Annotated in this window: 22 protein-coding genes; 8 read left to right on the top strand and 14 right to left on the bottom strand. The window is 31.4% G+C overall.

The annotated features are described in order from the left end of the window. Window positions 1-114 precede the first annotated feature (114 nt). From ABD766_RS02810 to alaS, 5 genes are all read right to left on the bottom strand, one after another. Entirely contained in the window at window positions 115-1929 is a 1815-nt protein-coding gene (locus ABD766_RS02810) for an outer membrane protein assembly factor BamB family protein (RefSeq protein ID WP_344815269.1), read from the bottom strand. 26 nt (window positions 1930-1955) lie between these two features. Then, on the bottom strand, window positions 1956-2327 hold the full coding sequence (locus tag ABD766_RS02815) for a hypothetical protein (protein WP_344815270.1): 372 nt from the start codon (window positions 2325-2327) through the stop codon (window positions 1956-1958). 74 nt (window positions 2328-2401) lie between these two features. Further along, a complete protein-coding gene (locus ABD766_RS02820) occupies window positions 2402-3352 on the bottom strand; it encodes a GSCFA domain-containing protein (protein ID WP_344815271.1) in 951 nt (316 codons plus the stop codon). 18 nt (window positions 3353-3370) lie between these two features. After that, entirely contained in the window at window positions 3371-3964 is a 594-nt protein-coding gene (locus ABD766_RS02825) for a hypothetical protein (protein ID WP_344815272.1), read from the bottom strand. Between the two features lie 39 nt (window positions 3965-4003). Continuing rightward, the gene (gene alaS / locus ABD766_RS02830) at window positions 4004-6640 is read right to left on the bottom strand and encodes an alanine--tRNA ligase (protein WP_344815273.1); all 2637 of its coding nucleotides are present in this window, start codon (window positions 6638-6640) and stop codon (window positions 4004-4006) included. Window positions 6641-6875: 235 nt separating this feature from the next. Here alaS and ABD766_RS02835 point away from each other — a divergent pair, with 235 nt between their 5' ends. The 5 genes from ABD766_RS02835 (at window position 6876) to ABD766_RS02855 (ending at window position 10153) form a co-directional block, all read left to right on the top strand. Further along, window positions 6876-7853 carry a M23 family metallopeptidase gene (locus tag ABD766_RS02835; RefSeq protein ID WP_344815274.1) on the top strand — a complete coding sequence of 326 codons (978 nt, stop codon included), beginning with the start codon at window positions 6876-6878 and terminating at the stop codon, window positions 7851-7853. Window positions 7854-7922: 69 nt separating this feature from the next. Continuing rightward, window positions 7923-8255 (top strand): MerR family transcriptional regulator, encoded by a 333-nt coding sequence (locus ABD766_RS02840; protein WP_298120414.1) that lies wholly within the window; start codon window positions 7923-7925, stop codon window positions 8253-8255. Between the two features lie 65 nt (window positions 8256-8320). Further along, window positions 8321-8914: a LemA family protein gene (locus tag ABD766_RS02845; RefSeq protein WP_344815275.1), complete on the top strand. Its 594-nt coding sequence runs from the start codon at window positions 8321-8323 to the stop codon at window positions 8912-8914. A gap of 13 nt (window positions 8915-8927) precedes the next feature. Beyond that, window positions 8928-9365, top strand: coding sequence for a TPM domain-containing protein (locus tag ABD766_RS02850; protein ID WP_344815276.1), 438 nt, complete (start codon window positions 8928-8930; stop codon window positions 9363-9365). Next, window positions 9362-10153, top strand: coding sequence for a TPM domain-containing protein (locus ABD766_RS02855; RefSeq protein WP_344815277.1), 792 nt, complete (start codon window positions 9362-9364; stop codon window positions 10151-10153). Before ABD766_RS02850 ends, ABD766_RS02855 begins: the two co-directional genes overlap by 4 nt. A gap of 83 nt (window positions 10154-10236) precedes the next feature. Here ABD766_RS02855 and ABD766_RS02860 read toward each other — a convergent pair whose 3' ends face one another. The 7 genes from ABD766_RS02860 to ABD766_RS02890 all read right to left on the bottom strand — a co-directional run bounded on the left by ABD766_RS02860 (window position 10237) and on the right by ABD766_RS02890 (window position 19069). Continuing rightward, on the bottom strand, window positions 10237-13017 hold the full coding sequence (locus ABD766_RS02860) for an outer membrane beta-barrel protein (protein WP_344815278.1): 2781 nt from the start codon (window positions 13015-13017) through the stop codon (window positions 10237-10239). 214 nt (window positions 13018-13231) lie between these two features. Next, window positions 13232-14986, bottom strand: coding sequence for a tetratricopeptide repeat protein (locus tag ABD766_RS02865; RefSeq protein WP_344815279.1), 1755 nt, complete (start codon window positions 14984-14986; stop codon window positions 13232-13234). 11 nt (window positions 14987-14997) lie between these two features. Further along, window positions 14998-15921 carry a PstS family phosphate ABC transporter substrate-binding protein gene (locus tag ABD766_RS02870; protein WP_344815280.1) on the bottom strand — a complete coding sequence of 308 codons (924 nt, stop codon included), beginning with the start codon at window positions 15919-15921 and terminating at the stop codon, window positions 14998-15000. Between the two features lie 225 nt (window positions 15922-16146). Next, window positions 16147-16950 (bottom strand): energy transducer TonB, encoded by an 804-nt coding sequence (locus ABD766_RS02875; RefSeq protein WP_344815281.1) that lies wholly within the window; start codon window positions 16948-16950, stop codon window positions 16147-16149. Window positions 16951-16969: 19 nt separating this feature from the next. Next, window positions 16970-17542 carry an ExbD/TolR family protein gene (locus ABD766_RS02880; RefSeq protein WP_344815282.1) on the bottom strand — a complete coding sequence of 191 codons (573 nt, stop codon included), beginning with the start codon at window positions 17540-17542 and terminating at the stop codon, window positions 16970-16972. Between the two features lie 19 nt (window positions 17543-17561). Continuing rightward, on the bottom strand, window positions 17562-18191 hold the full coding sequence (locus ABD766_RS02885; protein WP_344815283.1) for a biopolymer transporter ExbD: 630 nt from the start codon (window positions 18189-18191) through the stop codon (window positions 17562-17564). 56 nt (window positions 18192-18247) lie between these two features. Beyond that, a complete protein-coding gene (locus ABD766_RS02890; RefSeq protein ID WP_344815284.1) occupies window positions 18248-19069 on the bottom strand; it encodes a MotA/TolQ/ExbB proton channel family protein in 822 nt (273 codons plus the stop codon). A gap of 388 nt (window positions 19070-19457) precedes the next feature. On the opposite strand from ABD766_RS02890, the gene ABD766_RS02895 reads away from it, so the two are divergent. The 3 genes from ABD766_RS02895 to ABD766_RS02905 all read left to right on the top strand — a co-directional run bounded on the left by ABD766_RS02895 (window position 19458) and on the right by ABD766_RS02905 (window position 21901). After that, window positions 19458-20966: a helicase HerA-like domain-containing protein gene (locus ABD766_RS02895; RefSeq protein ID WP_344815285.1), complete on the top strand. Its 1509-nt coding sequence runs from the start codon at window positions 19458-19460 to the stop codon at window positions 20964-20966. A gap of 181 nt (window positions 20967-21147) precedes the next feature. Continuing rightward, window positions 21148-21516, top strand: a complete 369-nt coding sequence (locus ABD766_RS02900; RefSeq protein ID WP_344815286.1) for a DMT family protein — start codon at window positions 21148-21150, stop codon at window positions 21514-21516. A gap of 25 nt (window positions 21517-21541) precedes the next feature. After that, window positions 21542-21901, top strand: coding sequence for a cupin domain-containing protein (locus ABD766_RS02905; protein ID WP_344815287.1), 360 nt, complete (start codon window positions 21542-21544; stop codon window positions 21899-21901). A gap of 59 nt (window positions 21902-21960) precedes the next feature. On the opposite strand, the gene ABD766_RS02910 is transcribed toward ABD766_RS02905, so the two are convergent. Both ABD766_RS02910 and ABD766_RS02915 read right to left on the bottom strand, forming a co-directional pair. Continuing rightward, window positions 21961-23307: an FAD-dependent oxidoreductase gene (locus tag ABD766_RS02910; RefSeq protein ID WP_344815288.1), complete on the bottom strand. Its 1347-nt coding sequence runs from the start codon at window positions 23305-23307 to the stop codon at window positions 21961-21963. A 131-nt stretch (window positions 23308-23438) separates the two neighbouring features. Then, complete coding sequence (locus ABD766_RS02915; protein ID WP_344815289.1) at window positions 23439-25832, bottom strand: penicillin acylase family protein; 2394 nt, start codon at window positions 25830-25832, stop codon at window positions 23439-23441. Between the last annotated feature and the right edge of the window lie 54 nt (window positions 25833-25886).

Raw genomic sequence — 25886 nt, forward strand, 5'->3', positions numbered from 1 at the left:
AATCATTGGTGTTTGTTTGCAACAAACTTTTTGTTAGTGGCGATTTCATAATTATTTCATTTAAAAAATGGGCTGCAACAAAGTCACAGCCCAAACAACAAAGTGTAATAACCTCTAATTATTTACTTTGATTTTTTCTACTTTTTTACCTTTGAAAGCGAAGATGAATTCACCATCAGAAGTAATATCGATTCCGCTACCATATTTTGGGCTTCCTCCTTTACCTTTAGATTGAACAGAACCTTTAGTTTCTCCATTAGTCATATCAATTCCGTAAATAATGTTTTTGCTATTTCTTTGATCTCTTAGATAATAATTACCTTCAATTTCATAGAAGAAATCAACACCTCTAATTTTGTCTGTTGCATAAGCTCTTGAACCATCTTTTTTGTTGTAAGAAGCTAATCCTTTTTCAGAAAGCACAACTACTTTATCACCAAAATCAATTACATCAGATGCTTTTCCTACTCCTGCATCATTGTGTTTTACATCGAATAATTGTTTTCCTGAAGCGATATCATATCCGTAAAACTCATCACCATCACCAACAAAAGCTGTTTTATCTTGATCAATTATGATATCTGTAATTCTTTTATCGAATTTTTCGGAACGCCATGATGTTAAACCTGTTTTATCATCGATTGCCAAAACTCCATTTTTTTGAGCTTTATAATCCCAGTAAATGTATGGTACGCTTTCTCTGTAAGTTCCACCCATTGGAGATGATCTTGTTTCCATTCTATATTCTTGAACTTGAACTTTACCTCCAATTTGAAGCATGATTTTATCACCTGTTTTGTATAAGTTTGGCATACTAAAAGCTCCTGTAATTTTTTCTGATGCCCATAATAATTTACCAGATTCTAAATCGTGTTTTTCAACATATTTAGTTCTATCTCTTGTACCTAACATCACTAAATAAACTGCATTTTCTTCAAATACTGGATCAGCAATAGTTCTGTAATATTTTTTGTTTGTTGAATTTGAGAACAAACCTTTTCCACCATCCATATCGTTTTCATAGATAGCTTCCCAAAGTTTTTGACCATTATTGATATTATAAACCTGAAGACCATTTAGATACATATAAATTTTATCGCCTTTTATCCATAAATCTAGAATAGCTCTTCTTGTAACCAATTCTTTCTCAACTGTTCCCAAGAAAGTTGCATCCCAAAGGACTTCACCATTTACAGCATTAATTTTCACTAACTGATTTTTGAATCCCGCGAATAAAGCTCCTAAAGCTGTTGGTTTGAAGTTCACCATGATAATTTCGTTTCTTTTAGCATCGTAAATGTATTTTCCAACACCACCTTTAAAACGATTAGTTTCCCAAACTTTTTCACCAGTATTGGCTTTTACTAATATTACTGAAGCCTTTTGAGAAATTAAAAAAGCGTCCAGCTCTGAAATGTATTTTACAGTCTCCAACTCACCTTGATCTGCTCCATCTTCTGATTTTGTTCCTTTAGGCATCAAGTTTTGATATTCTTCAGAATTCCATAACTCTTTTCCAGTTGCAATATCTAAAACAGCTACTCTATCGGTTCCCATTTTTCTTTCGTCAAATAAGAATAAGTAACCGCCTTTCTGTTTCCAAATAACATATTGGTATTCACTTTTGTTAGTTTTATTTGTGGTAAGTTTTTTATAATCACCACTCCATAACATTTTTCCGTTGGCATCTAATACCGTTGCAGAATTGTCATCTGTACCAAGAATATAAGAACCATCACCATCATTTACTGCCAATCTACTAGCTTTGTTATCAAATTCTGATTCCCAAACTGTAGAGAAATTTCCTGATTTTTTACCAGCCGATTTTCCACCGCCAGTTACTTTGCCTAATAATTTTCCGAATTGTGCATTGGATTGCAATGTTCCCATCATACAAATGGAAAGCATTAAAATTGATAATTTTTTCATTGTTAAATAATGTTTAGAGGTTGTTTTTAAAAGGTTACTGTGTAACGAATTTTATATCGTTGTTGTTTTTGAAGTTTGAATTGAAATTTGTGATCTAAAATGTAAGATGACATAAAATTGATAAAGTCAATATTCTTTATATCGCTATCAACTTTGAAGAAAGTAGCAACTTTACCATTTTGAACTACACTAATATCAATTACCATAGTTCCTTTTACGTCGGCAAATTTTTTATTTTTCTTTTTTGTAAATTCTTGTGATTGAAATACTTCATCAATCTCTTTTGTTACTGTTTCTGCAACAACTTCTTCATCAGTTAAAACTGGTTTTTGAGCATTGATTGCAGGAGAAATTAATAGTAAGAATGTTAATCCGAAAACAAGTCTGATTATACGCATGACTAATTTGTTTAATGTTACAAGGCAAACTTATAACTTAAACAAATCGAGGGAAATACGAAAAAATACGTATTTTAACTAAAATGTATGAATGGTAATTTTTGTTGAAGTTGTTCAATTTTAGCTTCAAGGTTGGCTAAAAATTTTTGATGACTTTCAGAATTTGGATTGAATGGTCTGTGTTTTAAAGCTCTTTGAATTTCACAAACCTGATTCATCAATCCGAATTCACTTTCAGAAACGTAGTTTTCAAAGAATTTTATCCAAATATAATCGATAGCTGACTGACTTGGATGCAACATATCATCGGCATAAAATCGATAATCACGAAGTTCGTCCATCATAATTTCGTAGGAAGGAAAATAGATTGTAGATTGCAGATTGCAGATTGCAGATTGTAAAGCGGTAATCAAATGCGCTTTGCTTCTTTGGTTTTCAACAAATCCATCTTTGATATGTCGCACAGGCGAAATCGTAAAAATAAAATTACAATTTGGATTGATTGATTGAATTAAATTGATTGAATTCTCAATTGATTTTTCAATAATTTCTACAGATAAAATTTCTTTGTCAAATTGATTTTGTGGTACTTTATGGCAGTTTGCTACAATTTTATTTGACGCTTTATGTCTATAAACCCAAGACGTTCCGTAAGTAATAATAAAATGAGATGCTTCTATAATTTGAGTTCTAAAAAGATGTAGTACTCTATTCAAATTTTGTACTATTAATTCTGAAGAAGTATCACTTAAAAGGGAATGAACTTCATAACAATGCCATAAATCGTTATGAAAAAAAATGTCATTTTCTGTAAACTCAATTTTATTTACAGCTCTGTTTATAAGATTTTCAATAGATATTGGATTGAAAATAATTCCGAAAGGATTTACAGAATTCTGAAACTTAAAATACTCGAATTTTTCTCCCATATTCTCAGCAAAACACGAACCAATAGAAATAATTTTAGAATTATAATCTATAGGATTTTGATATTTTGCAATTGGAACTTTGGTAGTGAAATTCATTTACGTGTGAAAAAAAAATTAATTAGTCGCTTTTTTTTCTTTTTTGCTTTTCTTTTTGCTTTCTTTTTCTAATTTTTTTTCTTCTTTCTTAGCGGCAATTTCCAATTTCTTTTTTTCTATTTCTGCATTTCTTTTTTGAATTGAAACATTTAAACCAGTAATAGTTTGAGAAGATGATTCAATTTTTTTATTGTTCTTAGCAATCTTAGAATTTAATTTTTCAATCTTTTTTTCAATTTTTTCAGATGCCTCTTTATCTTGGCTTTGACTTAAATCATTTTTTAACTGCGCAACCTCTTGAGCCATTTCGGCATTTTTGGCTACTTTTTTATCTTTTTTTAGAATTTCTTTTTTTAATAAATCCTCTGCTGATATCTGATTTCTTTGCATTTGCATCATCATTCTCATTTGTTGTTGCTGCATTTGCATTTGTCGTTGTTGCATTCTCATTTGATTTTGTTGCTGCATTCTCATTTGATCTTGCTGCCTCATAATTTGCTGATTTTGTTGCATATTACGCATGTTATTCTGCATATGAAAATTGTTGTTGCCTTGTGAAAAAGCAGCATTTACAAATAAAAAAAACAATGCTATTCTTAGTATATTTTTCATTTTTATTTAATTATAAGTGATTTTTATTTTGTTAGTTTTTTAGATTAAAAAATCAACCGCTTTCTCCAAAGCTTCCTTAATTCCTAAAACATTTTTTCCTTTTCCAGATGCGAAAAACGGTTGTCCGCCACCATTTCCATCTATGTATTTTCCTAATTCTCTGATTACATTTCCTGCATTTAATGATTTTTCTGCAACCAATTCTTTTGAAATGTAACAGTGAATATTAGGAGCGTCATCTTCAACCGAAGCTAAAAACACGAATGAATTTGGTTTAGATGTTCCAATAGCTTGAGCTAAATCTTTAGTGGAACTCATTGACAAATCAACTTGTTTAGCTAAAAAGTTAATTCCGTTTATTTCTTGAAAATCTGAAACTAACGTGTTTTTTAATCCGTCTATTTTTTCTTTTAATAATTGCTCAATTTGTTTTTTCAACTTTGCATTATCGTCTTGCAATGAAGCAACCGATTTTAAAATATCTTGTGGATTTTTCAAAGTTTCCTTAATTTCTGCCAAAGTTGTTTCTTGATTTTTGTAGAAATCTTTCACAGCATCTCCAGTGATTGCTTCAATACGACGAATTCCTGCGGCAACTGCACCTTCTGAAATGATTTTGAACTGCCAAATATCTGCAGTATTTTTTACGTGAATTCCACCACAAAGCTCTTTGCTTTCGCCAAATTCAATCATTCTTACTGAATCACCATATTTTTCTCCAAATAAAGCCATTGCGCCTTTCTCCAAAGCTTCTTTAATTGGAATATTTCTGTGCTCTACCAATTGCAATTGTGCTTCGATTTGCTCATTTACACTTGCCTCAACTTGACGTAATTCGTCATCAGAAACTTTAGAAAAATGCGAAAAGTCAAAACGCAAGTAATTTGGATTTACTAACGAACCTTTTTGTTCCACATGTGTTCCTAAAATGTTTCTCAATGCTAAATGCATCAAATGCGTAGCCGAGTGATTTTTAGAAGTTGACGTTCTTAAATCGGTGTTTACTTTTGCTACAAATCCTGCTTCAATATTTTCTGGAAGTTGTTTTGCAAAATGTAATATTAAATTATTTTCTTTCTTAGTATCAATAATATCAATGGTTTCGTTAGCAGAAACTAAGGTTCCTTTATCTCCCACTTGTCCTCCACCTTCAGGATAAAATGTTGTGTTGTCTAAAACAATTTGATATAAAATTCCATCTTTTTTTGAATCTACTTTACGAATTCTAGTGATTTTTACTTCGTTTTCGGTTTGGTCATAACCTACGAAAGTTTCTACGTTTCCTGGAATTAAAACTGACCAATCTTCTGTAGAAACCTCTGAAGCTGCACGAGAACGCGCTTTTTGTTTTTGTAATTCCGATTCGAAATCTGATTCGTTGTATGAAAATCCTTTTTCTTTTAAAATTAACGCAGTCAAATCCTTTGGAAATCCGAAAGTATCGTACAATTCAAAAACTTTTGCTCCTGAAACTTCTTTTCCAGATGTTTCAGCAACAACTTTATCTAACAATTGTAAACCTTGGTCTAAAGTTCTTAAAAACGAAGCTTCTTCTTCACGGATTACATTAGTAACCAATTGCTGTTGCGATTTGATTTCTGGGAAAAATTCGCCCATTTGATTAGCTAAAACTTCAACTAATTTATTGATAAAAGGTTCTTTAGTATTCAAAAATGTAAATCCGTAACGAATCGCACGACGCAAAATTCTACGAATTACATAACCTGCACCAGTGTTGGAAGGTAATTGTCCGTCAGCAATTGCAAAGGCAACCGCACGAACGTGATCGACAATTACACGAATAGCAATGTTGGTTTTATTTTGTTCTTCTGAAACGTTTTTAACTTCGTTTGAAGTGTATTTAAATCCTGTAATTTGTTCTACTTTTTCGATTAGCGGAGTGAAAACATCCGTGTCGTAATTGGAAGTCACATTTTGCATTGCCATACATAAACGCTCAAATCCCATGCCGGTATCAACATGTTGTGCTGGTAGTTTTTCTAACGAACCATCAGCTTTTCTGTTGAATTCCATGAAAACGTTGTTCCAAATTTCAACCACTTGCGGATGATCGGCATTTACTAAACTTCTTCCAGAAACTGCAGCTCTTTCAGCATCGGTTCTTAAATCGATATGAATTTCTGAACACGGACCACACGGACCTTGATCACCCATTTCCCAAAAGTTGTCTTTTTTATTTCCAAGAATAATTCGATCTTCTGTAACATATTGTCTCCAAATATCCCAAGCTTCCTGATCGAAGGCAACATTTTCTGTAGGATTTCCTTCAAAAACAGAAACGTACAAACGGTCTTTATCTAATTTTAAAACTTCTGTAAGAAATTCCCAAGCCCAATCCAATGCTTCTTTCTTAAAATAATCACCAAAAGACCAGTTTCCTAGCATTTCGAACATAGTGTGATGATAAGTGTCAAAACCTACATCTTCAAGATCATTGTGCTTTCCTGAAACACGAAGACATTTTTGCGTATCGGCTATTCTTGGACTTTTTGGAGTTCCGTTTCCTAAAAAGTATTCTTTGAATTGCGCCATTCCTGAGTTATTAAACATCAAGGTTGGATCGTCTTTAAGCACAATTGGTGCCGATGGAACAATTAAATGTCCTTTTGATTCAAAGAAATTGAGGTATGCTTTACGAATGTCTTGTGATTTCATTTTCGAAATTAATATTAATATTGTTTTGAAACTTTTATTTTACAAAAATGGACGGCTCTTTAGCCCTGATTGAAGCAAGTATCCTCGAAGAGATACTGCGAAAAGCAGGAACAAGAATAACAAAAATGCTTAAAGTTTCGCTCATAAAAATAGGAAAGTTTGAAACATTTATTAAATTTGTTCGTATAACCATTGTTGTTCTTAAAACGTTTACAAAAATAGTATAATTTAAGAAATGTCGAAGAAAGTTAAGTATTATTACGATCCAGAAAGTTTAGCTTACCGAAAAATTAATCCTCAGAAAAGGAAAAAATTTGGTTATGCCTTGTTATTCTTGGTTGCATCGGCTTTATTTGGATTTCTTTGCTTTGTAATTTTAATGAATACACCCTATTTTGAAACACCAAAAGACAAGATTCAAGCCAGAGAAATTGAAAATTTGAAGTTGAGTTATGCTCTTTTAAATAAGAAAATTGAAGATATCGATCAAGTAGCTTCAGATTTAGAAGAACGAGATAATAACTTATATCGCGTTTATTTTAACTCCTCGCCCATTTCAAACGAAAAACGAAGAGGAATTATCGACAGAAAAAGATATAAAGAATTAGAGGGATTTAATAATTCTGAATTAGTCATAAATACATCGGAAAAAGTGGATGCTATTTCAAAAGCATTGGCAGTACAATCAAAATCATTGGACGAAATTTTGAAATTGGCTAAAGCAAAAGACAAATTATTGAGTGCCGTTCCTGCAATTCAACCAGTAAAAAATGAGGATTTGAAGCATATGGCATCTGGATTTGGATACAGAACTGATCCGTTTACAAAAGCAAGAAAAATGCACGAAGGAATGGATTTTACAGCTAAAACTGGAACTCCAATTTATGCTACTGGCGATGGAATTGTGAAAAGTGCTGATAATTCACTTTCAGGTTATGGAAATCATATTGAGATTAATCATGGTTTTGGCTATTTAACATTGTATGCCCATTTAAGCAAGTACAAAGTAAGGCCAGGACAACGAGTAAAACGCGGTGACATAATCGGATATGTAGGAAGCACAGGAAGAAGTCAGGCGCCACATTTACATTATGAAGTTCACAAAGACGGAAAAGTAGTTAATCCGATTAATTTTTATTACGGAAATATTTCGGCAGCAGAATACGTAGCGATTTCAAAAATTGCTAATCAAGAGAATCAGTCTTTAGACTAGTGTTCAGTGTTCAGTGTTCAGTGTTCAGTGTTCAGTGTTCAGTGTTCAAAATTAAATAAATAGAAAAAAATGCACATAGAATTATCAAAAGACAAATTATATTTTAGTATTGGTGAAATTGCCGAAGCTTTTGATGTAAACGCATCACTTATAAGGTTTTGGGATAAAGAATTTGACATTCTTAAACCAAAGAAAAATGCCAAAGGAAATAGAATGTTCACACAAGAAGATGTGAAGAATTTACAACTGATTTATCATTTAGTTAAAGAACGCGGATTTACCTTGGAAGGAGCAAAAACGCATTTGAAAGAAGGTCAGAAAAAAACCTTAGACAAATTTGATATCATTTCAAAGCTTGAAGGAATCAAAGCGGAGTTAACAAACATTAAGAATAATTTATAAATCAATAACAAATTAATTATTAACAGAATCTGAAATAAATTCAGATTAAAAAACAATTAGAAATTATGAGAAAATGGTTAATACCTGTTGGTATAATTGTAGTTTTACTACTTTTGGCAGTATCATCGTATAATGGTTTAGTAAACGTTGAAGCCGATACAAAAACAGCTTGGTCAAAAGTTGAAAGTGCTTATCAAAGAAGAAATGATTTGATTGATAATTTAGTAAGCACAGTTAAAGAATCTGCTAATTTTGAAAAATCTACGTTAGAAGCAGTAATTAATGCTCGTGCTAAAGCAACATCAATTTCAATTGACCCTACAAACGTTACTCCTGAACAATTAGCACAATTTCAACAAGCCAAAAGCTCAGAAATGAGTTCATTATCTAGACTACTCGTTTCATTCGAAAAATACCCTGAATTAAAAACTACTGACGCTTTTAAAGAATTACAATCACAAATTGAAGGAACTGAAAATAGAATTAACGTTGAAAGAGATCGTTTTAACGATGCTGCAAATCTTTATGACAAGAAAATAAGAAGTTTTCCAAGTGTTATTTTTGCTAAACTTTTTGGTTTTAATGAAATTGCAAGATTCAAAGCTGACTCAGGAGCTGAAAAAAAACCGAATGTAGGAGAAAGCTTCCGTAAAAAATAAGATAAAAAATGATATGTCAAAAGTAGAAGACTTTTTAACTAAAGCTGAAGAGGAAGAAGTAGTTGAAGCTATTCGTTTGGCTGAAAAAAATACTTCAGGTGAACTTCGTGTGCACATAGAAAAAGAAACATCCATGGCTCCTATTGACAGAGCTGTGGAGGTTTTTAATCTACTAAAAATGGACAATACTAAAGACCGCAATGGCGTCATTATTTATGTGGCTTTAAAAAGCAAACAATTTGCAATTTATGGTGACAAAGGTATTAATGAGAAAGTTGCTGATGATTTTTGGAATTGTACTAAAGACATCATGCTAAACCATTTTAAAAACGGCAACAACAAACAAGCATTGGTTGACGGAATTAACAATGCAGGCGAACAACTTAAAAAACATTTTCCATTTGTGGATAATGATACAGACGAACTTTCTAACGAAATATCAAAAGGATGATACAACTAGTTTTTAGAATCGTGAAATTTCTCTTGATTGTATCATTATTGTTGCTACATCAACTTGGATTTTCTCAGTATGAAATTCCAAAAAAACCTTCGTTTATTCCTCCAATAATCGATAGTACGAAAACATTATCTGATTCTGAAATAAAAAATCTGTACGAAAAATTAAGAATTTATTCAGATAGTACATCTACAGAAATTTTTGTTATGATTGTTTCTACAACCCAAGGACAAGATGTTTCTAAATATGGTTTTGACATTGCTGATAAATGGAAAATTGGTCAGAAAGGAAAAGATAACGGAATCGTTTTTCTAATCGCTAAAGACGATAGAAAGATGACCATTCAAACAGGATATGGAACCGAACATTTGCTTACTGACGCACTTTCAAGGAGAATTATTGAACAAGATGTAAAACCATTCTTTAAAGAAAGTCGATATTACGAAGGCATTGACAATGGCATAAATGCTATTTTCAAAGTTATGAAAGGCGAGTATAAAAATGACAAAAAATCATCAAATGATGGCTTTGCTCCTATTCTTTTGTTCATAGTAATTTTCGTTGTTATCATGATTTTAGCATCAAAAAATAAAGGCGGCGGAAACTCTGGAAATTCATCTGGAGGACCTAGTTTACTTGATATTATCATATTGAGTAATATGGGACGAAGCTCAGGTGGTGGATTTGGTGGTGGATTTGGCGGCTCGTCTGGCGGAGGCGGTTTCGGCGGTTTTGGCGGCGGAGGCGGTTTTGGCGGTGGAGGCGCAAGTGGTGATTGGTAAAATCAAAATCTTCGATATATAAAAATAAATACCCCAAAAGTGAATTGCTTTTGGGGTATATTTTTATCAAATTTAATTCTGAATTAAAACCACATCATTCCGCCTGATTTCTTTTCTTTTCCTGCGAATTTTTCTAGCTTGTAGGTTAATGAAAACATTATGTAACGTCTTAGCACTACGTTTTCTTCATCTCTAATTGACGTTGCTGTGATGCTTCTTGTTGCGTTTTGATTTTGATTCAACATATCATACACTTTTACTTTTGCCATTAATTTCTTTTGATAAAAACTATAAGACAAACTAGTATTCCATAAGTAGAAATCTTTCTTGAATCCGCTTGCTATGTTTGAGTTGTACGTGTATCCAAAGTCGTTTCCGAAAGTCCAGTTTTTTGGCCAAAAACTTGTTACTTGTATGTTTAATCGATGTATAAAATTGGATGCCGATTCAATCACATAATTTGAAAAATTAGTTTTGTTATAAGAATAAGTATACGATGGATTAATCGTTAACAGTTCACCATATTCATATGTAAAATTAACTCTTGGATTGAATGTAAATGTTTTTGCGCTAAACAATTCTCCATCGGTAAATCCTTTTGACAAACCAAAATTGTTATTTGCTCTAAGTTCAAATCTATATTTGTGTCCGTCTTTTTTGATGGATTTATTCCAATATAACCCAAACCACGAGTTATATGTACCAGATACATTTTCGTATGAAGTTGTTCTTTTTCTATTGGCATCAAATGTTGTTGAAGATACAATTTGATTATCGTAAAAATTTCCTCCTGTATAAACTCCATATCCAGAACGTGTTGCGTAATCGAAATCTCTGTAAGAAAAATAGATACCATGATTTTGATTCAAATCTAAATTTGGATTACCAATTATAGTATTCAATGGATTGGCTAAATCTTCTACTGGTAAAATTTGTCTTGCAGTTGGAAGCGTGTAAGAGTAATTGTAGTTAATCCATAAGTTTTTACTTTTTGAAAAACGATAACTAGCATAAGTGTTTATGTAGGGTAAAACAAATTCTTTTTCTAAACTGGTTTTCACATTTAAATATTCTGAATCATTATCAAAATTGATTAATGTGGTTCCAACATTCAAATTGAAATTCATTTTTTTGCTATTGTAGGCTAAACCTGTGTTTGGGGTAATTGTCCTTTCTAACGAATTGAAAACATTAGATAATTCATCATTTGCAATAGAATAAGTTTCATTTGTTGCATCAAAATCAAAAGAATTTCTTCTATCTCTGTTTCTATCCATTTTATATTCTACACCCAATTTTACTAGAAGTGAATCTGTAATTGGCTGATAAAACTCTAGTTCTGCCCTATAATTGGAGCTTATATTTTTAGAATTATTGGTCTGATTCCTGACATCATCTGGATCGGCTCCTTGATAAAAAATAGTTGTTGACCTTACAATTTCATCTTCTTTTGTGTTAGAATTTTCGTTATCAAAAACAAAACTTAAACTTTTACCTTTTCTTTTAAACGATTTGGTAAAAGACAAAGTATTATTGAACGAGTCATTATTATTTTCATAAAAATTATTTGAGCTACTTTCGTTTAAAAGAGCATTAGCTGCATCAAAAGAAGATTGAGAAGCAACATTTCTATTTTTGTTATTAGACTTTGTGAAATTTGGTTCTAATGATATTGTTGTTAATGAATCTATTTTAAATTCAAATAATGAAGTTACATTATGAACGTATCTGTCTTCGTTTGTATTTGAATTTGAATTTGTTGAGAAATTTCCTGAGGGAAGAAAGTTAGTCAAACTTGTTCTATTGGTATTTTTAGAATTTGCTCCTGAATAAAAATAACTTAAGGAAGTTTCTGCATCTTTAAACCATTCATCAGAATAATTCAATCCAACTAAATTAGACTGTGTAATCCCTTTATTTCCTCCAAAACTTCTTCCGTTTATCCCAAACGAACCGTTGTCACCAATCCATACACTCCTATTTCTTCCGCCACCCATATTATCAAAAACTTCATCCATTGAGAATCCAGTTGCATTGATATTATTGGATGATGCCAAAAGACTTATCTTTCTATTATTCTTAAAATAATTTACAAGTGTACTAGATTCATATCGTTTATCAGAACCTTGTCCTCCCATGAACTTACCAAAAAATCCTTTGTTTTTATTTTCGTCAATGGTTAGATTTATACTAGCAGTATTGGCACTTGCTGCAGCACCTGTTTGCTCTTCTTTTTTAGTTTTAGTATCAGAAACTTGAACTTTATTTATAATATCTGAAGGCAAATTTTGTAGCGCAATTTTACCATCTTTATCAAAAAATGGTTTTCCGTTGACTAGGATTTGATTTACTTCTTTTCCGTTTACCGTTATTTTTCCATCAGCGTCAATTTCTACGCCAGGCAATTGTTTCAATAAAGTTTCTACATTAGCATCTGGACGCACCTTAAATGAAGATGCATTAAACTCTAAAGTGTCTTTTTTAATTCTAATTGGAGGAGTTTCTTTCTTGATGATGACTTCATCTAGATTATTTATAGCAACTTTTAATGCTAAAGTTCCAAAATCTTTGTCGGCAGATACATTCTCTATAGGTATTTTATATTCATCGTAAGTAACAAAAGAGATTTTTAGAAAAACTGGTTTATCTATTTTCTTTAATTTGAAATCAAATTTTCCAAATTTATCTGTAATCGTATAGTCAATCACTGTTGAATCTTTGGCTGACGAAAGGTAAACTGTTGCTGATTCAATAGGTAATTTGGTTACTTCATCAATTACTTTTCCTTTTAAATTAAAGGTGTTTTGACCATAAGTAAAGGAGCAGAATACAATTGCAAGTACGACGTAGAACGTTTTAGGCATAAATTTATTGGTTAGTTTTTCTAAATAACTGCGAAATAAAGACTTTAGTATTTAAAGAAATAATTTCTTACAAAACTTTAACATAAGTAAATAAAAAAACGCCCAATTTCTTGGACGTTTCTTAGTGTTATTTCTTCTTTTTAGTTGTCTTTTTTACAACTTTCTTTTTTGTAGTTACAGGAGCTTTAGTTTCGGGTATTATAGGGTCTGCTCCTCATTTCAACAATTTCAAAGACTCTAAAGCATAATTATTTGTTGGATCTATAACTAAGGTTTTACCAAAAAACTCTTTTGCTTTTACTTTATCAGTATTAGCATAGAATGCTGCAATACTGTTATAAGCTTCTGTTAATTTTGGTTTTAATCTATTTAACTCATCTTGATAAATCGAATAATTAAAATCTTTAATTGTATTTTTATATAAATCTTGTATATAATTATTATTTGATAAATCAACATTTGCTTTCTCTAAATCTTTCTTTAATTTTTCAAATGCATAAGTTAAATATTTATCATAGTTAGCTGCCATCACATCATCTTTTTCCAATGAACTGTTAATTCTTGCTTTGTATAAATATGCCTCTTGATAAGTTGGTGATGCTGTAATTACATTATCCATAGCTTTATCAGCTTTATCTAAACTTACAAGGTCAATAGTTTTAGCATCTTTTCCTCTATTGATTGTGAAAACAGAAAGACCATAATAAACATTATCTTCAAGATAGTTTTTAGACGTTGGACTGGAAATTGCTGCTTCAAAAATAGCTGAAGAAACATCATACAACTTTTGTCCAAAATATTTTTTACCAATTTCGTTCAAACCATTTGCTAAAACTGGCTCCATAGTAACTGCTTTCTGAATCTCAGCTGCTCCATTTTTTAACATTGTTGCGTCAACTGTTTTCCCATCTGCACCAATTGATTTTTTTACAAGAGCTAATCCTAAATAATAGTAATCACCAGGTATAATTTTAGTTCCTTTTGCAATAAATTCATTAAGTGCTGTAATAGCTGCTTCTGTATTTCCATTTTCATAAGCAGAATAACCTAAATAACGCAGAATTCTTGGATTAACTTTATCTAGTTTTTTCATTTCATTTGCTTCTGCTTCTAGAGCTACATAATCTCTTGCTAAGATTAAGAAGTCTGCATGACGCATACGAGATGTTAATGAATAATCTGTTAATTTCATGTACTCATTATAGCTATCTAATGCTTTTTTGATGTTTTCTGTATAAGTAGAAGGTTTATTGTTAGCCCACAAATAGTAAGTCTCTGCTAATTCTCTGTAAACAGGACCATAACTTTTGTTGATTGCAATAACTTCATCATACGCTTTAATTGCTTCACCGTAAGCTTTAGCTCCTTTCAACAAAACACCTAATTGCATTTTAGCTCTAATCAAAGAACTATCTGATTGGTATGCGTTTCTATAGGCAGCATAAGCTTCATTTTGATTTTTCTCGCCATAATAAGCATCACCTAACGCTAATTGTATGTAGGCATTAGTTGGATTTGCAGCTTTGGCTTTATTCAAAACTTCAATCGCTGCTTTATAGTCAGGTTTGTCAGCATTCATATAAGCTTTTGCAATATAGATGTACTCTTCAACATCTTTCTTTTTAAGATCTTTGGTTACTGCATCAAATTTAGATTTTGCAGCAGCAACATTACCACTATTCAATTCTAATTGACCTAGACCAATGTTATTGATTTTTCCTTCTTCAGAAGATAAACCTCTGTCAAAAGCAATTTTTGCAGAATCCTCGATGTTTTGAGTTAGATATATATTCCCTAAAAGAAATGATGCTCTACCATTACTTTTGGTTTGAATAATACTCTTTAATAATGACTTAGCTTTTTCATACTGTTCAGCATCAATCGCTTTTCTAGCTTGATCTAAGTCTTGTGCTTGGCTCACTGCGGCTGAAGCTAACAAAGCAATACTGAAAATTTTAAATTTGCTCATCTTATTGTAATTTATTTCTTGTTTTCTATTTGATTTCTAATTCTAATATTTCGGCTTGGTTCTCTTATTGGAGCTAGTCCCGATTGTGTAATTATTCTTTGTCCTATCTCTCCAGCTATGAATGACGCAAAGCCCATTCCCAAACCATTATATCCTTGACAATTTATAATATACAAAACGCGTGCCAAAGGGTATGCTCTACTTCCTATGTTCTCTTGTGAAGGGTAAACATACTTATTATCAGCAGTTTTCACACTTAAAATTTTTACACTATTTACATATCTTTGCATTGCTGCTTTTGGTTGTGTCAACCAATTTATTCCAACTACACCAATCATTCCATCATTTTCTGAAACGTATTTAATTACATCATCATTTGTTTTGAAAGAAAAAACACCTTCACTTGGAAGTGATTCTATCTTTGCTAATCTGCATAAATAGCTAACTGTACTTGAGTTAGGGTTGTCAAAAACCAATCCTTTTATGCTGTTTTTAGTCCCTTTTAAATAATTGATTACTTCTTTTAAATCAATTAAAGTATCGTTTGATTTTGTATTTTTAATAAAAGTAATAGCATCTATTGCAAATGGTGTTGACCTTGGAGTGATTCTATTATTTTTAAAAAAAGTTATTTCTTCATTGTTAAAATCACGCGAAAGAACAATGATACCCGATTTTTTGTCCGTTAAATCATTTAAACTTTCCTTTTCCGATTTTGGTAACAAGGTTAATTTTGCATTATAATCTGTTTGAAAAATAATGGCTTGATCTTCGACTATTGGCATTAGCGATTCGTCAACTAAAATCGAAGTTTGCCCTTCGATAATCGAATCAGAATTTGCACTATTACTATCTTTTTTTTTACATGATAAAATAAATCCCACTATAAAAATTGGCAGTATAGCCAGTAAAAGAAAATTTTTATTCTTCATCATTGTTAGTATTAAAATATCTATAGAATCTGAAAAAACCGTAAGCCATTAATAATATACCTAATGCTATTCTATATTTTGGTTGTAATTTAACTGGAAAACTAGTCCAAAAAATTAGCACAATACCAAATGTTAAATAAATCAAAAAAAACAAAAATCCTATAAATAGAAGAAATCGCTCGTTAAGCGATTTCTTCTTATAGTTTGAAATTAATTTCTTAATCATTACTATTCTTCTTGAGGAGCAGAAAGCGTTATAGGTAATTGGTATGAACATCTAACTTTTTTACCATTTTGCTCAGCTGGAGTCCATCTTGGAGATTTTCTCAATACTCTTTCAGCTTCTTTTCCAGTTCCATAACCAATATCTCTTAAAATTTTGATATCTGTTAACGAACCATCTTTTTCAACAACGAATTGAATAAAAACTTTTCCACCCGGACTATCAGAAGGTACATTATAGTTGTTCTCAATAAATTTATAAAACTTAGCCATACCACCTGGAAACTCAGGTTTTACTTCGATACCAGCAGAATTATAAATTGTATTATCTTCCTCAACTACCGCAGGTCCTTTTGGACCATCACCAGGTGGTTCAAGAGATAAACCAGCATTTGGATCACCATCAATGTTTTCTTTCCCAATTTTTGTTTCCTTCAATTCCTCAACTTTAGGCGGTTCTTCTGTAACCTCATTAGTTTTAGCAACAACCGGTTTTACAAACTTAACCACATCTTGTTTTGGAGGTGGAGGTGGAGGTGGAGGAAGATTTTCCTTCGGTTTTTCCTCTTTTGGAGGTAACTTTATACTAGTAATTTTATCGTTTAATGCCTGATCATCATCGGTTCCGCTCGGTAACATGTCAATGATTACTGGTGCTGCAATCGCTAAAGAAAAAATAATAGCTCCAATTATGAATGCTCGAACATTAGTACTAGTATTTTTCTTACGTAATTCATAAGCACCATAACTTTTGTTACGTCCTTCAAAAACGATATCAATCCATTTATTGTTTAATAAATCTAATTTCATTTTTATCTAGTTTACAGCACTATTCAGCACTTTTGTTAAGTTCTTCAGCTAATTTATTTTCCTCAGGAGAAAAATCATTAACAATCGCATTTGTAGGCACTTTACATATTGCCATCTCATCTAAAATATCTACTAAATTTTTGTATGTAGATTTTTTAGTTGGTTTAATAATTACAATTAAACCTTTGTCTTTATCACCAGTAACTTGAGGTACAGATGCTACTCTTGAAAGTAATTCTTTACGAATTCCTTCTTTACCATAACCCGTAGTTTGTGGTTTACCATTTGGTTCTGGAGCTTCAAGAAGACCATGAAACCATTTAATTTGATCATTTGCACCTAGAATAACAGTAACTGTTCTTCTTTGGTCAGTTTTCATTTCAACTTTATCTTTTGGATCATCTTCTTTGTCAGGTAAACCCAAATCCATAGATTTTGGTTTAGATAACGATGTGGTTAACATAAAGAACGTGATTAATAAGAATGCCAAATCCACCATTGCTGTTAAGTCAACTTTAGAGTTTTGCTTTTTACTTCTTACCTTACCTCCGCCTTTTTTACCACCACCGTCGCCGGTATTTAATTCTGCCATATTGCTAAATAATTAAATATTAAAAATCTTTACCTCTTGCACCAGTAACTAAATTGAAGCTATTGATTTTTTGGTCTTGTAAAATATCCATAATTTTTTTAATATTTGGATATTCTTGTTTAGCATCACCTTTAATAGCGAAGTCTAGCTCTTTATCGTTTCCAAGCTCAATATTAGCTTGTCTTGCCGTATAGATCCAATCTTTTAATTGGTTATCTAGAGAATCTAAAGGAATTCCAGGTTGCAATCCTTCTTTATTTCTATCCGCAGCTTTCATTGCAATAATCTGTTTAAGTGCTTGAATAGGAACACCAAACTCGTCAATTAAAGCAAATTGTGCAGTCTCTTCTGGAGTAAATGATAGCTTGTATTTAGCTGCCATTAATTCCAAAGTTTTTGCTCGCACATCTCTATCTTTCATCCCAAAAAACACTTTGTCTTTACCATCGCTTTTTCCTATTGTTAACATAACTAATCCTGTGTCAGGAAGTTTAACTTCAACAGTAGATGCTGGAGTAGTAACGGGCAAGGCCTCTGGTGTTTTTGCAGTTGCAGTTAAGATAAAAAACGTGAGCAAAAGGAAAGCTACATCACACATAGCCGTCATATCAATAGACGCTACGTTTTTAGACATTTTTATTTTTGCCATTTGAATTTTATTAATATTTAACAATTTGAATAATATCAAATGTTAAATCATTACTATTATTTTAAACTCCCTCTTAATCTTCTGTAAGTATTTACGATAGAAGTACCAGCCTCATCAATTGAATAAGTTAAAGAATCAATTTTAGAGTTAAAGAAATTATACATAACAATTGCTAATGCAGAAGTTGCAATACCAGTTGCAGTATTAATAAGCGCTTCAGAAATACCCGTTGCAAGTGCCGCTTGGTCTGGAGTTCCTGAATTTGCTAATGCACCAAACGCTTTAATCATACCTGATACTGTACCTAATAATCCACCTAATGTACCTAAAGATACTAGTGTAGATAGGATAGTCATATGTTTTTCTAACATTGGCATTTCTAAAGTTGTTGATTCCTCAATTTCTTTATGAATCATCTCAGCAGCTTCTTCACTATTAAATCCTTCTTTTTTAACATCTTGAAACTTAACTAAAGCAGATTTAATTGCATTTGCAACTGATCCTTTTTGCTTATCGCAAGCATCGATAGCATCTTCAATATTTCCAGATTTAATATGAGATTGAACATTATTCATAAATTTATCAAGATTTGCTTTTCCAGCAGCTTTTGAAATTACAAAGAATCTTTCAAATGAAAACACTACTACCATCAATAACATACCTAATAAAATCGGAACAATAAATCCTCCCATATAAACCATACCTAAAGTATTTATTGGTTTTGGATGCTCTGTGTTGAAACTACCTGCTTCAAAATTAGATTCTGCACCCATAATAAATTTCCATACCAATGTACCTACTAAAATACATGCTACGATGATAATTCCTGTAATCATTCCTCCTCCGTTTGAACCGTTGTCTTTTTTAACGTTTGCCATTTTTTAAAATTTTAAGTTTTTAATAATTTATAAGTTTTAGTTGTAAGTAAACTTGAATAGGAGCAAATTTAATTTTTTAGTTTAAATAAAAAAACTTTTTTTGTTATTTATATCATTATTTTAAACATACAAATTCATAGTATTTATTCTATTGAAAATTTAATTTTAATGTTAAATGTTTAAAAGTTTCAATTATAACTAATTAAAAACTCAATAAATCCTAATCTTAATAACGTTTAATTAACTGCATTTATTATTACTATAGAGGTGAAAAAAGCAGAAAAGGTTGGGAAGAGGTAAAAAAATGAATCATATAGGGACATTAAGAGAAGTAAAAAAATGTATTATATTCGCTTTAAATTAAAAAATCATTCTAATTTTCATAATAATGAGTAAAAAAGATAACTTCATTCAGCACATTAACGAAGGTTACACTTCTAAAGGAGAAAGTATAATTCTAGGAGCTGCAATTTTAGACGCCGAACCTGTTGGAGAAACTCAAGTTAGAATTCCACTGAAAACATTAAACCGTCATGGATTAATTGCAGGAGCCACTGGAACTGGAAAAACTAAAACCATTCAAGTGCTTTCTGAGCAATTGTCTTCTTTTGGAATTCCTGTTTTAATGATGGATATAAAAGGTGATTTTTCTGGAATAGCACAACCTGGCGTGGAGAAACCTTTTATTACTGAACGTCATACAAAAATAAATATTCCCTACTCTACAAGTTCTTTTCCAGTTGAGCTAATGACACTTTCTGCTCAAGATGGTGTGAGAATGAGAGCAACCATTTCTGAATTTGGACCTGTATTATTTTCAAGAATATTAGATTTAAATGATACTCAAGCTGGAGTGATGGCGGTTATCTTTAAATATTGTGATGATAACAAAATGCCTTTGTTGGATTTAAAAGACATCAAAAAAGTCCTTAATTATATAACCGAAGAGGGAAAAGATGAAATTTCTGAAAACTATGGAAAGATTTCAACGGCTACAACCGGAACAATTCTGAGAAAAATTATTGAATTGGAACAACAAGGAGGCGATTTCTTTTTTGGAGAAAAATCATTCGAAATTGATGATTTAATGCGAATCGATGAAAACGGAAAAGGATACATTAATATATTACGTCTAACAGATATTCAAGATAAACCAAAATTATTCTCGACATTTATGTTGAGTTTATTGGCTGAAATTTATCAACAAATGCCTGAAAAAGGTGATGTTGATCAACCAGAATTAGTTTTATTCATTGATGAAGCACATTTAATTTTTGACGAAGCTAGTAAAGTACTTTTAGATCAAATAGAAACAATTATCAAGCTTATTCGTTCGAAAGGAATTGGCGTTTACTTTGTAACACAAAATCCTATGGATATTCCTAAAGGTGTTTTGGCACAATTGGGTTTAAAAATTCAGCATGCATTGAGAGTTTTTACAGCAAATGATAGACAAGCCATCAAACAAACAGCAGATAATTACCCAACTTCTGATTATTATCAAACCGATGAAGTTTTGACTTCGCTTGGAATTGGAGAGGCTTTTGTAACTGCTTTAAACGAAAAAGGAATTCCAACACCTTTGGCGGCAACAATGCTTCGTGCTCCTCAAAGTAGAATGGATATTTTGGTGGATTCTGAAATTGATGCTATCAATGCAAAATCGAAACTTGTAAAAAAATATGCCGAAGAAATCGACAGAGAAAGTGCTTACGAAATTCTAACTAAAAAAATTGAAGAAGCATTTGAACAAGCTGAAGAAACTGAAGTAGAAGAAAAGAAAAGTAACGAACCAAGTACTGCAGAAGTTATTGGTAAATCTGTAACAAAAGTTGTTACTAGTGCAAGTTTCATTCGTGGTGTTTTTGGAATTTTGATGAAGATTTTTAAGAAATAGTTGGATGATGGAAGTTGGATGATGGAAGTTGGATGATGGATGATGGATGATGGAAGTTGGATGATGGATGATGGATGATGGAAGTTGGATGATGGAAGTTGGATGATGGATGATGGAAGTTGGATGATGGAAGTATTTATGACTTTTAAACTTCTAAACACATAAACTTTTAAACACACAAATGAAAGGTTACATTACTATAGGATTGCTTATACTTTCTAATGTTTTTATGACATTGGCTTGGTATGGACATTTAAAATTTAAAGAATTAAAATGGTTTGAAAATGCTGGATTGATTACGATTGTTTTAATCAGTTGGGGTTTGGCATTATTTGAATATTGCTTTCAAGTTCCTGCTAACCGAATTGGGTTTCAAGGCAATGGAGGACCTTTTTCTTTATTGCAATTAAAAGTCATTCAAGAAGTAATTACATTGGTAATTTTTGTTATTTTCTCAATGCTGTTTTTTAAAAATGAAACATTGAGATGGAATCATTTTATGGGAATGTTTTTTTTGATTTTGGCGGTTTATTTTATTTTTAGGAAATAAAGAAAAGAATATAGAAAATAGATTTATGAAAAAATACTTAATCCAAAAAACACCTTTTGTAGTTCCAACTACTGATGGTAAATTGATTGAAGAACATCATGGAAAAGTTGCAACCAATAATAATGACATTTCAATTGCTCATATGATTGCACCACCAAAATGGAGTGAACCTTTTCAAACACCTGAATTTGAAGAATACACTTATATTATTTCAGGTAAAAAGCAATTTATTATTGAAGACGAAATTGTAATTTTAGAAACTGGTCAATCTATAAAAATTGAAGCCAATACAAGAGTTCAATATTCTAATCCGTTTGATGAACCTTGTGAATATATTGCCATTTGCAAACCGGCATTCGATTTTACAAAAGTGCATCGCGAGTAAAATACCAATATTGAAATTCCAAATTCCAAAATGTAAATAAATTGGGATTTGGGATTTTTTTATTTGGAATTTAATAATTGAATAATCATATTCTCTACTTCTTCTGAATTCCATTTATTTTCAATATTTTCTATTTTCAAAATTTCTTCCATGATTTTATTTTGAAAATCTCCAATGGCTAAAGCTTCTGAATACGGTTGTAAACTAAAAGTTACACGACTATATAATGGCATCCATTTGTCAGGATGTTTGTCTGAAAACCATTTTTCGATTTTCTTTTGAAGAAGAAATTTTTCATCTGCGGTTTTCGAACTCATTTCCATGAAATTTCTATAGGAAAGTTCGGCAATAGCATCAGTGTTTGGTTTTCTAGAGTTTTCGTAATCGTTTAACAAATTTGCCCAATCATCACCATATTTTTCAATCATATTATTTAAAACGGTAATATCTTCAAATCCGGCATTCATTCCGTGACCATAAAATGGAACTATAGCATGACAAGCATCACCTATTAGAGCAACTTTATCACTAAAAGTCCAAGGAAAACACTTCATAGTAACTAAATAACTTGTTGGATTTTTAAAGAAATCTTCCACAAGATTTGGAATTACTTCTTTTGTATCTGGAAAATGTTTTGCGAAAAATTCAACTAATTGTTCCTTTGTTTTTAATTCTTCAAAAGAATTTTCTCCATCGTGGGGCATAAACAATGTACACGTAAAACTTCCATTAGGATTTGCTAATGCCATAAGCATGAAATTTCCTCTTGGCCATATATGCAAAGCGTTTTTATTTAGCTTATGTTTTCCATCAGGATTTGCAGGAATATTTAATTCTTTGTAACCAATATTTAAAAACTCTTGTGAATAGTTAAACATACTCTGGCGTTGCATTCTATGTCTAATTCTTGAAAACGCACCATCGGCACCAAAAGTAATATCATAGTCTTTAGTAAACCACTCGCCTCTTTCGGTTTCACCAATTGAAATTGTTGCAGTGTTTAAATCTACATCCCAAACCTTTTGCTCAAAGTAAAAATCAACTCCGGCTTGTTCCGCTAAGTCAACCATTTTTTTATTCAACAATCCTCTTGAAAGCGAATAAATTACTTCACCATCTTTACCATAAAATTGCTCATTTACAGTGTCCACGCCAACATGAATCGCTCTTTTTTCAACAGGAATACCTATTCCAAGCACTTCATCTTCTAAACCAACATCTTTTAGTGCTTTAATTCCTCTATCAGAAAGTACTAGATTAATAGAACGACCAGAAAAATTAATTTTTCTAATATCAGGACTTCTGTCATAAACATGAACTGTATGACCGAGTTTTTTTAGGTAGATTGCCAATAAGGTTCCTACTAAACCTGAACCTACAATGGCTATTTTTTTGGGAGTTTGCATTATCTTTTTATAAGCGGTTTTGCAAATTTATCGAATTATATTTATTTCATATGTTTAAATTATATTTTTTAGCGGTAACATATGGAATCGCCTTTTTTAATCATTGGGGTTTACTAGCGTAAACTTGTTGTTTATTGCGATTTCTTACTGACAAAAACCAACTTTGTTGATGTTTCCATAATCTCTTTCTTATTCATCTTCATTTTTCGGAATTTGCCTTGATTGTACATTTCGGCTTGATCATTATAATGCTTACTCATTGGATTTCCTGAGTTTCCTGTTGGCAAAATACTTACACTATTTTCAACATCAGAAAAATCGATAATTCTTCTTGTTGATGGTCCTGCTTTTACTTCATATTTCCCATTGGACGGGAAACCAAACATTAAATTATTAATCACTTCATTACTTCCTGCCACTTGAAATTTTCCGACATTAAAAAATGAAGATAAAAGTTCAATTTGACCAATTGGATGAACGTGTTCCAAAGTATGAACTCTATTCCATGTCCATTTTGATATGTCTTTTCCAAGTTGTTTTTCGAGTTCGGTAATGGTTTCTTTAAATGATTTTGTTAGAATCTCTTTACGCGTTTCTCTTTTATCTTTAGTTTTAGAATTGTCCCACCAAACTGAATTTTCGTTAGCTACTTGAGGTTCAATTATTTGCTTAATTACATGTGTTGAAAGCAATGCCGAAAATTTATCTTTACCCAATTCGTCTTGAAACGTATTTTCTAAATATCTATAGATTAATTTATTATAAATTGTTGATTGAATAGTAGTTAATTCGTTTTCGCCATCCCATTTTACTAAAGAATACATTGCGTCTTTTTCTAAACGAGAAAAATCATTTGTATTCAAACTTGAAACAATTGCTATTGCATTTTTTGCGGAATTGGTTGAAGTATTATCCAAAATCATTTTTTCAACATCCTTAGAAGTCCAATTGTTTTTTGGAAAAAGAATACTTTCAATTCTCATTGCTCTATCTTTTGGCAAATAATATCCAGGATACAAATAACCATCAACGGCTTCTGTCTGATTATTGGAAGAATACACATAATTCCAACTAGGATTTAAGGCTGTTGGATTTTTAGAAAAATCAAGAAACTCTTTTTGGTCATCTATTCCGTTACTTCCGTTTTGAATAAAATTTGGGTTGACATTTTTAGGTAATTTATACAATTTTCCTGCGGCTGTCCATGAAATATTATTTTGTGCATCACCATACATGATGTTTAATCCAGGCGCATGAATGAGTTCGATATTTGTTCTAAAATCAGTTATATTTTTAGAATGACTTAAATGATAAACTGCATCTAAAATTTGATTTTTTTGCTGCGTATAAATCCACGAAAGTGCAATAGGTTTATCGGTAGAAATAGTATTCAAAACTCCATTCATAATGGGTCCATGAATACTTTCTTTTATGTTCAAAACTATATCGGAACTGTCTTTTACTTTGATAGTTTTTTTTCGATTCTTAAAATCTAAGAACTCATTTTTATACTTGTATTGATTTTCATTCTTCTGATTAATTTCCTCTTGAAACAAATCTATATCGTCGTTTTCAAACATCGTTAATCCATAAGCATAGTCTCGATTATGTCCTAAAAGTGGAAATGGAGTTCCTGCCAAATAATAGCCATAAATTTCGTAATCTGGGCATGAAACATGTGCCTCATACCAAGTGCAAGGTTGTGCAAAAGAAATATGAGGATCATTGGCGAAAATTACTTTTCCGTTTTTGGTTTTTTGCGAACCAATTACCCAACTATTACTTCCAATAAATGCTGGAACTGGAGAATTATCAAGAATACTTGCTACTTGTTTAGAAATCTCAGAATAATTAGATACTTCGCCATCATAGTTTTTTAATTGAACTGCCCCAAGCGAGCCATCAAGTCCAAAATCTTTCAAATATTCTGAACCTAAATTATCACGAATATCGGTCATTAAAGGATCGGTTTTTTGAGCCATTGCAAAACTAAAAGACATAAATCCGAAGATATTATAAACATCTTTTAGAGTAAATGGTTTCTTTTCTAATCCTAATAAAGTGTATTCGACTGGAGTTTTTCCGTTTTCAATGTATTGATTTATTCCATCAAGATAAGCCATTGATAATTTATAACTTTCGGAATTTTTATCAATATTTGCTACAGCTTTTTCAGAATTTTCATCAATACCTAAACCTACAAAAAACATATCCGTTTTAGAAACTTTATTCCCAAAAAGTTCCGATAATCTTCCTGCGGCAATTCTACGTAATAATTCCATTTGCCATAATCTATCTTGCGCATGAACATAACCTAAAACTACTTGAGCATCGGTTTGATTAGCAGCATAAATATGCGGAATTCCATACTCGTCAAATAAAACTTCGGTGTTTTTAGAAATGTTTTTTATGTCAACTTCACCTTCATATTGAGGTTTTGTTGTTTGAAGATAAATGTAAAGTGAAAGTGCAATTAGAAGTAGTAGCACAACAAAAATGAGTAATGCTTTTTTGAATTTTTTCATAAAGTAAGATAAAACTCAAAGTTAAATAAAAAATCCGCAACAATTACTGCTGCG

Origin of the sequence: Flavobacterium cheonanense (assembly GCF_039539185.1) — a bacterium.
In the GTDB taxonomy this organism is placed as follows: domain Bacteria; phylum Bacteroidota; class Bacteroidia; order Flavobacteriales; family Flavobacteriaceae; genus Flavobacterium; species Flavobacterium cheonanense.